The sequence below is a fragment of the Kribbella rubisoli genome (assembly GCF_004217145.1).
GTDB lineage: Bacteria > Actinomycetota > Actinomycetes > Propionibacteriales > Kribbellaceae > Kribbella > Kribbella rubisoli.
On sequence record NZ_SHKR01000011.1, the window covers coordinates 343,246 to 357,818 of the forward strand.

The window sequence follows — 14,573 nt, forward strand, 5'->3', positions numbered from 1 at the left end:
CTTAGTCGAGACCGAGGCGCGCGCGAACTTCCGGGCGCCGCAACGGTGGGACGGTCTGCGGCGGGGTCCGGCGGGCCGGCATCTCCTCCAGCAGTTGTTCGGTGATCCGCGCGACCTCGGTGGCCGCGCGCTCGATCGGGCCGCGCGTGGTCGCACTCAGCGAGCCGACGCCGGTCACCTTCCGCACGTACTGCAGCGCCGCCGCGTAGATCTCCTCAGAGGTCGCGGACGGCTCGAGTCCCCGGAGCACGGTGATGTTTCTGCACATGTGTCGACAGTACGTGGCGGGAGGGACAGGAAGGAGAACCTACGAGGTATTGACTTCCCTAACGGTCTTAGGTTTTCCTCATGGTATGAGCACTACCGTGCGGGACCGCCGGACTCGCCGTCGTCAGGAGACGATCGGGGAGATCCTCGATGTCGCCGTCGAGTTGATGGAGGCCGAGGGTGTGGCGGCGCTGAGTCTGTCTGCGGTCGCGCGCCGGCTGGGGATGCAGCCGCCGTCGTTGTACCAGTACTTCCCGTCGAAGATGGCGATCTACGACGCGCTGTTCCAGCGGGGTGCCGAGTTGTTCCTGGCCGCGCAACAGGAGGCGATCGCCGCCGCCACCACCGACGACGTCGTGGAGCTGCACCTGATCGGCACCACGGCGTACGCGCGCTGGAGCATGCAGAACCCGATCTACTCGCAGCTGATGTTCTGGCGGACGATCCCCGGGTTCGAGCCGAGCCCGGAGGCGTACGCGCCGGCCCAGGAAGCGCTCGGCGTACTGAAGGAGGGGCTGCAGGCGGCAGTGGACGCGGGCCGGCTGCACCCGGACGCTGCGAGCGAGGAGGGTCTCGCAGTGTTCACGTCGATCACGGCCGGGGTGCTGTCGCAACAGATGGCGAACGAGCCGGATGCGACCTTCGAGACGGGGCGGTTCACGCGGCTCTTCCCCGTCGTACTGGAGATGTTCAACCAGCACTACGCACCTAGCAGGGGGAAGAGGAGAGATGGGGGCTGAAGAGATGAGTGCAGTACTCGCGGAACAGATAGGCCGAGCCGACCGGCCGCGGTGCCGGGTCCATCGGGACGCCGAGCTCCAGGCGTGGCACGGCTTGCTCGCGTCGATCGAGGGGGACGAGTGGCAGCGCCGTACGGTCTGCGACGAGTGGGATGTCGCGGACATCGCGGGCCACCTGATCGGGCAGGCCGAGGATGTCAACCGGCCGCTCTCGTTCCCGCGCCGGTACCGGAAGGCCAAGCGGGTCTATCCCGACGTACCGCGGATCGACGCGCACATGATGATCCAGGCCGACGAGCACCGGGGTACGCCGCCGGCGGAGTTGCGGACCGGCTTCGACCGGACGTGGGCGAAGGCGACGCAGAAGATCTCGAAGAACCCGGAGCTGATGCGCCGGATGTCGATGACCTTCAACGGGTACCGGATGAATCTCGGCTACATCCACGACATCCTGCTCGCCCGCGACCTGTGGATGCACCGCGACGACGTGAGCCAGGCACTCGGCCGCCCCTTCGACGCCGGGCCGTACGCCGAGGAACTGGTCGCGCAGGTGATGTACGACGTGATCGACGGACCGTTCTGGGGCGAGCGGCCGGCGGTCGAGGTGGAACTCACCGGGCCGGGAGGCGGGACCTATCAACTCGGGAGGGGTGAGCCGGTAGGTCGCGCCGCGGTGGACGCCGTCGCCTACATGCGGACGTTGTCCGGACGCGACGACGCCCCAGTGGTTACGGGTGACCCCGTCGCCACTGAGGCGGTCGCATCCTGCCGGATGCCGTTCTAGTTCGTCAGTACGAGGGCTGGCTCGGGTCGATCTGGTCGACCCAGGCCACCACTCCGCCGCCGACGTGGACGGCGTCGGAGAAGCCTGCGCCCTTGGCGATCGCGAGGACCTCGGCCGAGCGGACGCCGGACTTGCAGTGGAAGACCAACTGCTTGTCCTGCGGCAGCTTCTCGAGTGCGACGCCGGTCTGGAAGTCGGCCTTCGGGATCAGCACCGAGCCCGGGATCTTGTTGATCTCGTACTCGTTCGGTTCGCGGACGTCGATCAGGACGAAGTCCTTCTCGCCGTTGTCCTTGAGCTTGATCCACTCGCTCAGCTGCTTCACCGAGATCGTCGAGCCGACGGCCGCGTCGGCCGCCTCCTCGGTGATCGCGCCGCAGAAGTTCTCGTAGTCGATCAGCTCGGTGACGGTCGGGTTCTCGCCGCAGATCGCGCAGTTCGGGTCCTTGCGGACCTTCAGCGAACGCCAGTTGAGGTCGAGCGCCTCGTAGATGTTCAGCCGGCCGAGCGACGGGTCGCCGATACCGGTGAGCAGCTTGATCGCCTCGGTCACCTGGGCCGCGCCGACGGACGCGCAGAGCACACCCAGCACGCCGCCCTCGGCGCACGACGGGACCATGCCGGGCGGCGGCGGCTCGGGGTAGAGGCAGCGGTAGCACGGACCGTTGTCGGCCCAGAACACGCTGACCTGGCCGTCGAAGCGGAAGATCGAACCCCAGACGTACGGCTTGTGCAGCAGTACGGCGGCGTCGTTGACCAGGTAGCGGGTGGCGAAGTTGTCGGTGCCGTCCACGATCAGGTCGTACTGCTCGAAGATCTCGAACACGTTGTCGTTGTCCAGCCGGGTCTCGTGCAGGACGACGTTCGTGTACGGGTTGGCCTCGAGGATGGACTCCTTGGCCGACTGGGCCTTGGACTTGCCCACGTCGGACTGGCCGTGGATGATCTGGCGCTGCAGGTTGGACTCGTCGACGGTGTCGAACTCGACGATGCCGAGCGTGCCGACACCGGCGGCGGCCAGGTACAGCAGGGCGGGGCTGCCGAGGCCGCCGGCGCCGATGACCAGCACCTTGGCGTTCTTCAGCCGCTTCTGCCCGGCCATCCCGACCTCGGGGATGATCAGGTGCCGCGAGTACCGTCGCACCTCGTCGATCGTGAGCTCGTCGGCCGGTTCGACCAGCGGTGGCAGTGACACGTTGTCGGCTCCTCAGGAAGACGTCGGACGGGATCTCCGGTTTTCAACCATCTCTCCCACCCCCAATGTTCCCGCACATCCCAAGCGGCCCCCGGCGGAGTCCACATCCCGGGCCTGTCGTCTCAGAAACGAGACGTGCCGGGCGCCCCCAGGGAGCCCGGCACGCCGGTAGTACTAGTCGTTGTCGATGATCGTCGCCGTGAGGGTCATCGGCACCTTCAGGTCGGCCCCGTCGACCTGCTGGATGATCGCGGCGAAGGTCTCGGCCGGCTCCTTGAGCTTGTCGTCGAGGATCTTGACCGACAGCTCGCCGGTGGTCTGCCCCGGCTCGACGTACCCGCCGATGGAGCGGTCGACCGGGCCGGTGCCCTCGTCGTTGGCGGACGTGTAGTCCTTGCGGATCACCGCCGTACCGTCCTTGAGCACTCCGCCGAACGACACGAACTTGTCGCTCGGAGCGGACAGTTTGACCCCGAAGTTGACCAGGCCGGTCTTCTCGGCCGTCTTCAGGTTGCTCAGGGTCAGCGTCGGCGTCGGGTCGTCGTCCAGGACCAGACCGTGGCCGAAGGACTCGTTCAGCAGCCCGTCGTGCGGCGCGGACAGCACCAGGCTGAACGGCAGGTCGTAGCTGTCCCGCGTGTTCCCGGTGATCGGCACAGACACCTTCTGCCGCACCTGTCCCGGCTCGAACATCAGCTGCCGTCCGACGTCCCCGACGCTCTCACCGAGCTCGCCGTTCGTCTCGACGTACACGCTGACCGGCCGGATGCTCGGCCGCGACATGGTCACCCAGAAGTCGACCGCGTGCGTGCCCTTGTCGCCTTCCTTCACAGTGACGCTCGACGCGGACAGCTTCGGCAGCAGCGCCGCAGGCACCGGCCGGCCCAGCCCGGGGGACGAGAAGGCCAGATCGCTCACGTACGCCGACCCGCTGGCCACCTTGTCCGTATGCAACTCCACCGCACGTACATCGCGCAGGTCGATGCCCTTCAACGACGACACCGGGATGCGGACCGTTCGCAGCAGGTTCTTCGGCAGACCACTGTCGTTGCTGCCCGGCATGCGCACCAGCGCGTCGCTGACAGCAGACACTGGTACGACGGCCGCCCGCCCGTGCCCGTCGACCACGTGAACGCTCAGGTCGGTCCTCGGTGCACCAGCCGGGTCCGGTGCGGCGCGGAATGTCAGTGCGGCAACCCGCCGTACGTCGCGCTGCCCTGCCGGCACGCTGACTCGCACGACCCCGTTTGTCCCGGTCCAGTTCAGCTTTGTGACCGCAGTGGTCGGCGTCTTAGCTGCAAACCACGCAGCACCCCAGTGCGGTGCGTTGGACCAGTCGTCCGTCGCCATACAGGTGGGTGTCGATGCTCGTAGACCTGTCGTGGTCACACCGGCGCAGACCGTCGCAGTCACTTTCCCAGTAACCGCGCCGGCCGGCAGCGCCTTGTCGAGACGGTTCACATCCCGCCCCTGCGACACCACTCGTACGACGGCCTTGCCCGCAGACGCCGCCCGCGAGTCGGAGCCGTCGAACTGCGGCAGGAACTGCTTCTCACGCCCCAGCTGCAACCGGAAGAACCCGGCGACGTACGCCGTACCGACGGCCTGCTGCTCCTTCGGCGTCAGCCGGCCCGGGTACTTCGCACCGCAGGGTGACGCCTTCTCGTCGCCGAACCAGTCGTCGTTCGACGGCGCGACGGACTGCCCCGGCGTCCACTCGGTGTTGAAGAAGTTGTGGTTGGCACCCATGACGGCCACGGTCGACCGCGCTGCGTTGTCGCCGTCGACGGAGTACCTCGTGTCGTCGTAGAACTTCTGTCCCTGCAGGTCGGACACGTCACCGTCGCAGTACGGCAGTACGACGCTCATCGCCACGCCTGGCACGGTTGCGCGCGCGAAGTCGGTCGGCGCGAGCGGAAGCACCGCACGGATGCCGTACTGACCGCCGCGGTCCGCGTTGAGCACCGCGGCGCGCGCGACCCCCTCACCGCCTCGCGAGTGGCCCATCAGGCCTACGTTCCGCAGGTCGACCTTGCCGACGAACCTGGTGCCGAACGGTCCGCCGCCGGTCGTCGACCATTTCCGCCACAACGCCAGGTGGTCGAGGATCAGCTCGGCCCGCGCTTGCGCGCCCGCGTCGTACGCCTCGCTGTCCCAGGCGTTGATCGCGTTGGCGCTGATCGACACGACCTGGTACCCGTTGCTGGCCAGCGCGGTCGCCGGTCCGTCGTACCCGCGGTAGCTCGGAATCGCCTTCATACCAGGCGGGCACGGCCACGGCTTGTCGTCATCTGACGGGTGGGTCGGATCGCCGTAGCAGACCTCGTGACGGCCGTGCAGGAAGACAACCAGCGGCCGCGGACCCACCGCTCCACGCGGCGAGTACACCTTGCCGAGCAGCTCCGAGCGGTGGCCTAGACCTGGCAGGTAGACGGCCTCGTTGCCGAGGTTGTACTCCGCGGTGTCGACCTTGTACTTGCCCAGCGCACCAGGGTCTGCCGGCAGCAGCGGACCACGCCGCGCCTTCAACCAGTCGGCGTCGGTCGGGCCGGCCGCAGTGATGCCACGGCTCATCCCGGACTGCTTACCCAGGTCGCCGGACCAGACCAGGCGTACGTCGCGGGCTCGCACCACGGCCGGGTCAGAGCTGACCAGTGTCAGCGACTTGCGGTCCGGCGACTGTTTCGCGACGCCCAGCGGTTTGCCGTCGACCTCCAGCAGCGGAAGCGACGCGCGCATCGGCGCAGGTGTGTCCAGGTGCAGCGTGAGCTGATAGCCGCCGGTCACCGCACGCACGTCCCATTGGTTGCCTTTAGCAACCGATGGTGGTGTTGTCGGAGCGGCGGTGGCGGTGAGTGTCCCCACACCGAGCAGTGCGACCATCCCCAGCGACAGACTTCGGGCGGTTCTGCCGATCACTCGCACAGTGGTCCTCTCGTTCGTTCGACAAGTCATCTGTAGTACCTGTCAGGCGAGAGGAAAGTTGACCGGATCCGTCGCTCAGTCGTGTCTCAGTCGGGCGTCGGATTCGACTCGATCAACTGGCGGAAAGCCCTAGCTACCTCAGCCGGGTGCTCCATCTGTGCCACATGCCCGGACTGCGGCAGGTAGAGCAGCCGTGCGTTCGGGAACGTGCGCTGGGCCTTGGTGCGGATCCTTGCGTCGACCAGCCGGTCCCTGCCGCCATAGATCAACAGCACCGGGCGCTCCACCTTGGCAGCGTCCGCCCACAGCGACCGGCGCGGTCTGGCCAGCGACGACCGCAGAATGCTCCGAGCGCCGTCCACTGTCGCCTGCCGGCCCCACGGGTCCGTGTCGCGCCGGTGCAGCTCCGCCTCGTACGCCGCCCGTACCTCTGGCGCCAGCGATCGCGGATCACCGAACACCATCGCCAGCGAGGCCTGGAACCGCTGCTCGAACGGCAGCCGCGCCGACCTCTCCAGCACTGCGGGGCCGAGCCGCGGCGTAGCCAATGCGGTGAACCAGAGCGCACTGGCCGATACCCGCGGATGCGGCAGCGCAGGCGAGACCAACGTCAGCGAGGCCACCAGATCAGGACGCAGCGCAGCCAGCGCGACCGAGGACGCCCCGCCCATCGAGTTCCCGAACACGTGCACCGGCTGGTCGTACTCCCGCTCCAGCAGCTCGACCAGTACTGCGGCCTGCTCCGAGATCCCGGCCGCCCCCGACAGCGGCGTACGACCGAATCCGGGGAGGTCGGGGGCGATGCCGCGGATCGTGTCGTTGAGCATCAGGCCCAGGGCGGTCCAGTTCAATGACGATCCGCCGAGGCCGTGCACGAACAGCGCGGGCGGGAGGTCCGGCGCCGCACCAGGTAGGTCTCTGACCAGCAGATCCACCCCTGCCACCGGCACCCGCCGCTCTGGCCACTGATTCAGCTCCGGGGGTTCGGCCTCCCCGGTTACTGGTCCGTAACTATCCACGACACCCATGTTAGGACTGTCGCCGGGTGGAGACTGGGACGCATGGCGGGCGCGCAGCAGCAGCTGACGACCGAGGTGGACGGGCAGACCATGAAGCTCACCAACCTCGGCAAGGTGCTGTACCCACAGACCGGGTTCACCAAGGCCGAAGTGATCGACTACTACCACCAGGTGGCCGAGCTGCTGCTCCCCCACCTGAGCGATCGGCCACTGACCCGCAAGCGGTGGCCCGACGGCACCGAAGCGGCGTACTTCTTCGAGAAGAACGCTCCCCGCGGTACGCCGGCTTGGGTGCGCACGGAGACGCTGCCGACCCCTGGTAGCTCGACCGGACGCGACGAGATGAGTTTCGTGGTGTGCGACGACGTACAGACCGTGGTGTGGCTGGCCAACCTGGCCGCGCTCGAGCTGCACGTACCGCAGTGGCGGATCGGGTTGTCCGACAAGGGCAGGGACCCGCAGGCGGACCTGATCGTGTTCGACCTGGACCCGGGGCCCGGGGCGACGATTGTCGAGTGCTGCGATGTGGCACTGGCCCTCCGTGAGCTCCTGAATCACTTCGGGCTGGAGGGCTGGCCGAAGACGTCCGGGAACAAGGGCATGCACCTGTACGTGCCGATCGAGCCAGCGTCGTCCCGGCAGACCAGTGCGTTCGCCAAACAGCTCGCTGAGCAGCTGGCGGAGGCCCTGCCCGAGAACGTGACCGCCAACATGACCAAGGCGCTCCGGCCGAACAAGGTGTTCATCGACTGGAGTCAGAACGCCAGCGCGAAGACGACGCTGGCGCCGTACTCGCTCCGCGGCTCCGACGAGCCACGGGTCTCCACACCGATCGACTGGGACGAGGTGGCGTCGGCCACGTCACCGGAGGATCTCCGGTTCCTCCCGCACGACGTACTGGCCCGGATCGAGGAGTACGGCGACGTGCTCGAGGGCCTGTACGACGATCCGCAGCCGCTACCGACCTGAGCCAGGAGGCGACATGTCAGACACCGACTTCGAAGGCCCGGACTACGACCCGGCCTTCGACACGGAGTACGACACCGAGCGGGACCCTCTCGAGGAGGTCACCGAGGAGGACGTGCCTGCCGACGCCAACCCCGCGGACGTGGAGGAACAGCGCCGTGAGGTGGGCGACGACGAGGAAGACGATTACCGCTGACCGTCCCGGTTCGGCGGGGAAGCTACTGGTGAGGAGGACTGCTGGGTAGGATTCGGTGAACACCACCCGAAGGAGCGCCACCGTGTCGACCACTCCGGAGACAGCACCCAAGCGTGGGAGCCGCCTGCCCCGGCTGGCTCGGCGCGCGCAACTGCTCGAGGCGGCCCAGGAGGTGTTCGTCGCGAACGGCTACCACGCCGCCGCGATGGACGACATCGCCGACCGGGCCGGCGTCTCCAAGCCGGTCCTGTACCAGCACTTCCCCGGCAAGCTCGAGCTCTACCTGGCGCTCCTGGACACCTCCTGCGACGCGATCGTCGCCTCGGTGCAGGACGCGCTGAAGTCGACCGAGGACAACAAGCTCCGGGTCGCGGCGACGATGCACGCGTTCTACGACTACGTCGCGAACGCGCAGGGCGCCTTCCGGCTGGTGTTCGAGTCCGACCTGACCAACGAGCCGGCCGTGCGCGAGCGGGTCGACCGGGTCACGCAGGCCTGCGCCGAGGCCGTGTCCGAGGTGATCAGTGCGGACGCCGGCCTGAGCCGTGAGCAGTCGATGGTGCTGGCGGTCAGCCTGGTCGGCATGGCGCAGGTCAGCGCACGGTACTGGCTGGGTGAGGGCAACCCGTCGATCCCGCAGGAGCACGCCGCCGACCTGGTCGCTTCGCTGGCCTGGCGCGGCATCCGCGGCTTCCCCCGGAGCGACAGCTGAGGTTCTGTACCGACGTTCGAGGTTCTGCTCTGGGCGGACGGGTGAGAGCTCGGCTGCGGCAGCGGATAGGCTCGAAAGCGTTACCGGCGAGAGCCGCCGGTCGGAACGTGCCCGGAGGGTTTCGTGGAGGTCAAGATCGGCGTCCAGCACGCCAATCGCGAGTTGGTGCTGGAGAGCGAGCAGAGCCCGGAAGAGGTCCAGGAACTGGTGGCTGAGGCCCTCGCCGGCAAGACCGGTCTGCTGCAGCTGACCGACGAGAAGGGCCGCCGGGTGCTGATCCCGGCCGACCGGCTGGCGTACGTCGAGATCGGCGAGGTATCGACCCGCAAGGTCGGGTTCGGCGCGATCTGATCCCGGTCCGGACACGTTAGAGCGTGTCCGGGTTGCGGAGCGCGGTCGAGAGGGCACGATGGCGGTAAGACCTGCCGCGTGATTGGTCTGGTTGTCACGGGGCACCAGGTGCGCGCAGGTCCGCCATCCCTCACAAGGAGGAACCGTGTACTGGGTCTGGATGATCATCGTCAGTCTCATCGCGGGCATCATCTTCGGGCCGCTGGCCCGGCTGGTGCTCCCCGGCAAGCAGAACATCAGCCTCGGCTGGACCATCCTCGGCGGCGGCATCGGCGCCTTCATCGGTGGTCTGATCGCCAAACTCCTCGGCGTCAAGGACACATCGGGCCCGGACTGGATCCAGTACCTGATCCAGATCATCTGCGCCGCGATCGTCGTCGCCATCATCTCGTCGCGCAACAGCAAAGCCAAAACCGCCTAGCCCCGGCACCACCAAACGGCCGCCGCCCCACCCGGGGCAGGCGGCCGTTGCCATCCCCCAGCAGTCCCCAGCATCCCCACCAGTCCCCAGCACTCCCCCAGCACTCCCTCTGCCGGCGCGCCCGAATCAGAGGGACGGATAACCCCCGGTGTTGCCGGTTCTCCCCCTTTCACAGGGACGGAGAACCGGCAATTCGAGGGGTTATCCCCTCGAATTGCCGGGGGTCAGGCCCGGAGGCCGGGCGCAGTCATGCCGGGGTCAGGCCCGGAGGCCGGGCGCAGTCATGCGGGGGTCAGGCCTGGAGGCCGAGCGCGGTCATGCGGGGGTCAGGCCTGGAGGCCGAGGGCGGTCATGCGGGCCGTGTGGGCCTCGGTCAGGCGGGTGAACATCCGGCCGATGGCGGCCAGGTCGAGGCCGGGGCGGTCGACGCTGCCGGCGAGCAGCGCGGTCAGGGAGTCGCGGTCGGCGGCGATGCGCTGCGCCTGGCTGAGAGCTTCACCGACCAGCCGGCGGCCCCAGAGCGCGAGACGGCCGCCCAGCTTCGGGTCCTCCTCGATCGCGGCGCGGACGCGGTCGACGACGAACTCGGCCTGGCCGGAGTCGCCGAAGACATCCAGCACCAAGGCCCGGGTCTCCGCGTCGACGAACGAGGCGATCTCGCGGTAGAAGTCGTTCGCCAGGCCGTCCCCGACGTACGCCTTGACCAGGCCCTCGAGCCAGTCCGACGGCGCGGTGTGGTCGTGGAACGCGTCCAGCGGCGTGACGAACGGCCGCATCGCGTCCATCGGGTCCACGCCGAGCTCCACCAGCCGGTCCCGGAGTCGCTGGAAATGGCCGAACTCGGTGGTCGCCAGCGCCGCCAGCTCCGCCTTGTCGTTCAGCGTCGGCGCCAGCTTGGCGTCCTCCGCCATCCGTTCGAACGCGGTCAGCTCGCCGTACGCGAGCACTCCCAGCAGATCCACCGCCGCGGCCCGGTAGGCGGGATCATCAAAGGCCGTCTGCTCCATGCCCGGCACCCTATCGGGCCAGGCCTGCGAGTGGCGCAAACCACACGAAGCGGCGTTGACAGGTTGAGCGGTTACACTGGTGAGCGATTCGCCGGTGACGCGCCCAGATGGGCAAGCTGGTGCGAGGTGCTTGCACAGTGTCCCCGCGCCTCACGTAACAAGGCGCCCGGCCCCTGAGCAATCTGTCCGCACAAGCATGTGAGAGGCGATCAGCCTGACCACCTTCCGAGAGCTCGGCGTGCTGCCCGAGATCTGCGACGCGCTCGACCGCGTCAACATCGTGGAGCCGTTTCCGATCCAGGAAATGACACTCCCTGTCGCCCTGATGGGCACCGACCTGATCGGCCAGGCCCGGACCGGGACCGGCAAGACGCTCGGCTTCGGGATTCCGTTGCTGCAGCGCACCATTTCCCCCGGTGAGGCCGACTACGAGGAGCTCGCCGCTCCCGGCAAGCCGCAGGCGCTGGTCGTCACCCCGACCCGCGAGCTGACCATCCAGGTCGCCAAGGACCTCACCACCGCGTCCACCGTGCGTACGGTGCGCGTGCTGACCATCTACGGCGGCGTCGCGTACGAGCCGCAGCTGGACGCGCTGAAGAACGGCGTCGACGTCGTCGTCGGTACGCCGGGACGCCTGCTCGACCTGGCGAACCGCGGCGTTCTCGACCTCGGCCACATCAAGGTGCTCGTCCTCGACGAGGCCGACGAGATGCTCGACCTGGGCTTCCTGCCCGACGTCGAACGCATTCTGCGCAAGACTCCCGAGCTGCGGCAGACAATGTTGTTCTCGGCAACGATGCCGTCGGCCGTCATCGGCCTGGCGCGCACCCACATGCGGCACCCGCTGAACATCCGGGCCGAGTCGCACGAGGACACCCAGATGGTGCCGACCACGGCACAGTTCGTCTACCGGGCGCACGATCTGGACAAGCCCGAGGTAGTGGCGCGGATCCTGCAGGCCGAGGACCGCGGCCGGGTGATGATCTTCTGCCGGACCAAGCGCGAGGCCTCCCGCCTCACCGACGACCTGCAGGACCGCGGGTTCAAGGCGGCCGCGATCCACGGTGACCTCAACCAGCAGGCGCGTGAGCGGGCGCTGACCCGGTTCCGCGGCGACAAGATCGACGTACTGATCTGCACCGATGTCGCGGCCCGCGGGATCGACGTCGAGGGCGTCACGCACGTCATCAACAACACCTGCCCCGAGGACGAGAAGGCCTACATCCACCGGATCGGTCGGACCGGGCGCGCGGGGGCGAGCGGCATCGCCGTCACCTTCGTCGACTGGCCGGACCTGACCCGGTGGAAGGTGATCAACAAGGCGCTCGACCTGCCGTACGAAGACCCGCAGGAGATCTACTCCACCTCGCCGGAGCTGTACCACGACCTCGGCATCCCGACCGATGCCAAGGGCCGGATCCGCGCACCGCAGGCTCGCGAAGCGCGGGAGCCGCGCGAGGACGCGCCGCGGAACCGTCGCGGCGGTACGGCGGAACGGTCCGAGGGCCGTTCCGAGAAGAGGTCCGAGAGCAGGTCGGAGAACCGGTCCGAGGGCGATGGGGCGCCGCGGTCGGGGCGGAAGCGGAACCGGACGCGCAAGCGCACCCGGGCCGGCCAGCCGGTCGAGGAGTTCGCCGACGTCACCACCAAGACCGAGGTCCCGCCGGCCTCCGAGGCGGTGGCGGTACAGGACGAGGAGCGCAAGCCCCGCAAGCGCACCCGCAGCCGCAAGCCCGCTGACGCATCGGCGACCGAGACACAGACGGCGGAGCCGCAGGCAGCCGTGGCCGGGGCATCGGAGGTTGTGGCCGAGGACGTGACCGAGGCGCCGGCAGAGAAGAAGCCGGCCAAGCGGACCCGCACCCGGAAGACCGCCGAGGCGAAGCCGGCAGCCGAGGTCGAAGCAGCCGAACCGACCGCCGACGTGAATGCCGGTGAGGCGGGCGAGAAGCCGGTGAAGCGGACGCGGACCCGGAAGGCTGCCGCGGCGAAGGCGGCAGCGCCGGCTGCTGAAGCGTATGTAGCGGAGCCGGCCGTGGACGCCGACGAGAAGCCGGTCAAGCGGACGCGGACCCGGAAGACCGCCGCGGCGAAGCCGGCTGCTGAGGCGAGCGCCGATGGGCCGGTGGAGGAGAAGCCGGTCAAGCGGGTTCGGAAGGCGGCTGCGAAGAAGGCTGCTGCGCCGGCTACGACGCCGATCTTCAGTGCGCCGGAGTGACTGTTTCCGAACGGTGATCTGAGCCTGCAACACCCAGCCCCGCATGGGCCGTCCTAGGGCGGTAACCACGAGAGAGGGGCTGGGTGATGGGGCGGATCAGAGCGGTAACAGCCGTGCTGGCCACAGCGGGGATCGTGCTGCTGTCCGGCTGTGGAGCCGGCGGCAACAGCGACAGCAGCGGGACGAGCGAAGCCGCGCCCGTGCAGAAGCAGGGCGAGGCAAGCGACGGCAACGCGAGCAATGCGAAGCCCCCCGCGCAGCCACAGGCCGGGAAGTCCCAGGCGAGTGGCACCGACGACCCGACGATCACGCGGGCGATCATCAAGACCGGTTCGCTGACCGTCGAGGGTGACGACGTCTCGGACATGCGCCAGAAGGCGGTCCTGGCGATCGCCGGCCTGGACGGTCAGGTCTCGTCCGAGGACACCGGCAGCGACCCAGACGGCAAGGTCACCCGGGCGAACCTCGTCCTCAAGGTCCCGACCAAGTCGTTCGAGACCGCGATCCAGCGGCTGTCCGATCTGGGCAAACGCCTGCAGATCCACCAGGAGTCCACCGACGTCACCGAGCAGGTCGTCGATGTCGCCAGCCGGATCGAGTCCCAGCGTGCCAGCCTCGAGCGGATGCGCGCGCTGATGACCAAGGCGAACACGATCGCCGAGATCGTCTCGGTCGAGAGTGAACTCACCCGCCGCGAGTCCGACCTGGAAGCGCTCCTGGCCAAGCAGAAGAACCTCTCTCTGCAGACCGATCTCGCGACGCTCACGCTGACGCTGACCGAGAAGGGCAAGCCGCCGGTGGAGACGGAGCCTACGCAGGACAAGGGTTTCCTGGCCGGTCTCAAGGGCGGCTGGAACGCGTTCACCGCGGTGTTCTCCGCACTCGCGACCGCGGTCGGTGCGATGCTGCCGTTCCTCGTGCTGCTCGCGATCATCGCCGTACCGCTGTGGCGCTTCCGGCACCGACTGCGCAAGCAGCCGACAGCGGGTCAGTGAAGCAGTGCGCCGGCCAACGCCCGGTAGGCCTTCGCGCCGGGCGAGGCCGGCGCCGTACTGAGCACGGTCTCGCCGATCGCCGGCGCCTCCGCGAACCGGATCGACTTCGGGATCGCCGGCTGCAGCACGTCGAGCGAGTACGTGTCCGCGATCGTCTCCAGTACGGCGCGGGCGTGTGTCGTGCGTCCGTCGTACAGCGTCGGGAGTACGCCGAGCACCCGCAGGCTCGGGTTGGTCAGCTGTTGTACGTCGTGCACGGTGTCAAGTAGTTGCCCTACGCCACGATGTGCCAACGTCTCGCACTGCAAGGGAATCAGTACGTCGGACGCCGCCGACAGCCCGTTCACGGTGAGCAGACCGAGCGTCGGCGGGCAGTCCACGATGATCCAGTCGTACGACGAACGCAGCGGCCGCAGAGCTGTCCGCAGTGCCTGCTCGGGACTGCTCTCGCGGGCCAGTTGCACCTCGGCGTTGGCCAGCTCGATCGTGGCCGGCACCAGGTCCGGCGCATCGTCGAACTCGACCAGCACGTCACGCGCCTTCACGCCGCCGAGCAGCACGTGGTGGATCGACTTGTCCAGGTCCTCGGGGTCGATGCCGACCGAGAACGTCAGGCACGCCTGCGGGTCCAGGTCGACGAGCAGCACCCGTTGGCCGAGCTCGCCCAGGGCTGCGCCGAGGGTGGCGACGGTGGTCGTCTTGGCCACGCCGCCCTTCTGATTGGCAACCGCGAGAGTGCGAGGCACCCGGCCATTGTGCCGCACCGCGGAACGGCCT

At 68.4% G+C, this 14,573-nt stretch carries 15 protein-coding genes; 9 read left to right on the forward strand and 6 right to left on the reverse strand.

Annotation, left to right across the window (positions count from 1 at the left end):
• Position 1 precedes the first annotated feature (1 nt).
• Complete coding sequence (locus tag EV645_RS04225) at positions 2-268, reverse strand: DUF2277 domain-containing protein (protein WP_130439916.1); 267 nt, start codon at positions 266-268, stop codon at positions 2-4.
• Positions 269-353: 85 nt separating this feature from the next.
• Between EV645_RS04225 and EV645_RS04230 the strand changes: the two genes are divergently transcribed.
• Together EV645_RS04230 and EV645_RS04235 are read left to right on the forward strand one after the other, a co-directional pair.
• Positions 354-1,007 carry a TetR/AcrR family transcriptional regulator gene (locus tag EV645_RS04230; RefSeq protein ID WP_198681459.1) on the forward strand — a complete coding sequence of 218 codons (654 nt, stop codon included), beginning with the start codon at positions 354-356 and terminating at the stop codon, positions 1,005-1,007.
• Positions 997-1,791 carry a maleylpyruvate isomerase family mycothiol-dependent enzyme gene (locus EV645_RS04235; protein ID WP_157997000.1) on the forward strand — a complete coding sequence of 265 codons (795 nt, stop codon included), beginning with the start codon at positions 997-999 and terminating at the stop codon, positions 1,789-1,791. The genes EV645_RS04230 and EV645_RS04235 overlap by 11 nt, the downstream gene beginning before the upstream one ends.
• Before the next feature lie 4 nt (positions 1,792-1,795).
• Here the strand turns inward: EV645_RS04235 and moeZ are convergent, their stop codons facing one another.
• The 3 genes from moeZ to EV645_RS04250 all read right to left on the reverse strand — a co-directional run bounded on the left by moeZ (position 1,796) and on the right by EV645_RS04250 (position 6,930).
• Positions 1,796-2,986, reverse strand: a complete 1,191-nt coding sequence (gene moeZ, locus EV645_RS04240) for an adenylyltransferase/sulfurtransferase MoeZ (protein ID WP_130439923.1) — start codon at positions 2,984-2,986, stop codon at positions 1,796-1,798.
• A gap of 174 nt (positions 2,987-3,160) precedes the next feature.
• Positions 3,161-5,905, reverse strand: coding sequence for a Calx-beta domain-containing protein (locus EV645_RS04245; RefSeq protein ID WP_242000201.1), 2,745 nt, complete (start codon positions 5,903-5,905; stop codon positions 3,161-3,163).
• Positions 5,906-5,997: 92 nt separating this feature from the next.
• Entirely contained in the window at positions 5,998-6,930 is a 933-nt protein-coding gene (locus EV645_RS04250; protein ID WP_130439927.1) for an alpha/beta fold hydrolase, read from the reverse strand.
• A 42-nt stretch (positions 6,931-6,972) separates the two neighbouring features.
• Between EV645_RS04250 and ligD the strand changes: the two genes are divergently transcribed.
• The 5 genes from ligD (at position 6,973) to EV645_RS04275 (ending at position 9,576) form a co-directional block, all read left to right on the forward strand.
• A complete protein-coding gene (ligD, locus tag EV645_RS04255; RefSeq protein WP_130439929.1) occupies positions 6,973-7,899 on the forward strand; it encodes a non-homologous end-joining DNA ligase in 927 nt (308 codons plus the stop codon).
• Between the two features lie 13 nt (positions 7,900-7,912).
• Complete coding sequence (locus EV645_RS04260) at positions 7,913-8,092, forward strand: hypothetical protein (RefSeq protein ID WP_130439931.1); 180 nt, start codon at positions 7,913-7,915, stop codon at positions 8,090-8,092.
• An 82-nt stretch (positions 8,093-8,174) separates the two neighbouring features.
• The gene (locus EV645_RS04265; protein ID WP_130439933.1) at positions 8,175-8,804 is read left to right on the forward strand and encodes a TetR/AcrR family transcriptional regulator; all 630 of its coding nucleotides are present in this window, start codon (positions 8,175-8,177) and stop codon (positions 8,802-8,804) included.
• A gap of 123 nt (positions 8,805-8,927) precedes the next feature.
• The gene (locus EV645_RS04270; RefSeq protein ID WP_130439935.1) at positions 8,928-9,155 is read left to right on the forward strand and encodes a DUF3107 domain-containing protein; all 228 of its coding nucleotides are present in this window, start codon (positions 8,928-8,930) and stop codon (positions 9,153-9,155) included.
• Positions 9,156-9,300: 145 nt separating this feature from the next.
• A complete protein-coding gene (locus EV645_RS04275) occupies positions 9,301-9,576 on the forward strand; it encodes a GlsB/YeaQ/YmgE family stress response membrane protein (protein WP_198681460.1) in 276 nt (91 codons plus the stop codon).
• A gap of 326 nt (positions 9,577-9,902) precedes the next feature.
• Here EV645_RS04275 and EV645_RS04280 read toward each other — a convergent pair whose 3' ends face one another.
• Positions 9,903-10,583 (reverse strand): ferritin-like fold-containing protein, encoded by a 681-nt coding sequence (locus tag EV645_RS04280; protein ID WP_130439937.1) that lies wholly within the window; start codon positions 10,581-10,583, stop codon positions 9,903-9,905.
• A gap of 304 nt (positions 10,584-10,887) precedes the next feature.
• On the opposite strand from EV645_RS04280, the gene EV645_RS04285 reads away from it, so the two are divergent.
• On the forward strand, positions 10,888-12,801 hold the full coding sequence (locus tag EV645_RS04285) for a DEAD/DEAH box helicase (protein ID WP_242000202.1): 1,914 nt from the start codon (positions 10,888-10,890) through the stop codon (positions 12,799-12,801).
• Positions 12,802-12,887: 86 nt separating this feature from the next.
• Positions 12,888-13,796 (forward strand): DUF4349 domain-containing protein, encoded by a 909-nt coding sequence (locus EV645_RS04295; RefSeq protein ID WP_130439941.1) that lies wholly within the window; start codon positions 12,888-12,890, stop codon positions 13,794-13,796.
• Here the strand turns inward: EV645_RS04295 and EV645_RS04300 are convergent.
• Complete coding sequence (locus tag EV645_RS04300) at positions 13,790-14,542, reverse strand: ParA family protein (protein WP_130439943.1); 753 nt, start codon at positions 14,540-14,542, stop codon at positions 13,790-13,792. The two genes, EV645_RS04295 and EV645_RS04300, sit on opposite strands and share 7 nt — an antisense overlap.
• Between the last annotated feature and the right edge of the window lie 31 nt (positions 14,543-14,573).

Excerpts from the sequence above, each read along its gene's own strand:
- EV645_RS04295 (WP_130439941.1), top strand. The coding sequence starts at position 12,888 with ATGGGGCGGATCAGAGCGGTAACAGCCGTGCTGGCCACAGCGGGGATC.
- EV645_RS04230 (WP_198681459.1), top strand. The coding sequence starts at position 354 with ATGAGCACTACCGTGCGGGACCGCCGGACTCGCCGTCGTCAGGAGACG.
- EV645_RS04260 (WP_130439931.1), top strand. The coding sequence starts at position 7,913 with ATGTCAGACACCGACTTCGAAGGCCCGGACTACGACCCGGCCTTCGAC.
- EV645_RS04225 (WP_130439916.1), bottom strand. The coding sequence starts at position 268 with ATGTGCAGAAACATCACCGTGCTCCGGGGACTCGAGCCGTCCGCGACC.
- EV645_RS04235 (WP_157997000.1), top strand. The coding sequence starts at position 997 with ATGGGGGCTGAAGAGATGAGTGCAGTACTCGCGGAACAGATAGGCCGA.
- EV645_RS04280 (WP_130439937.1), bottom strand. The coding sequence starts at position 10,583 with ATGGAGCAGACGGCCTTTGATGATCCCGCCTACCGGGCCGCGGCGGTG.
- ligD (WP_130439929.1), top strand. The coding sequence starts at position 6,973 with ATGGCGGGCGCGCAGCAGCAGCTGACGACCGAGGTGGACGGGCAGACC.
- EV645_RS04285 (WP_242000202.1), top strand. The coding sequence starts at position 10,888 with ATGACACTCCCTGTCGCCCTGATGGGCACCGACCTGATCGGCCAGGCC.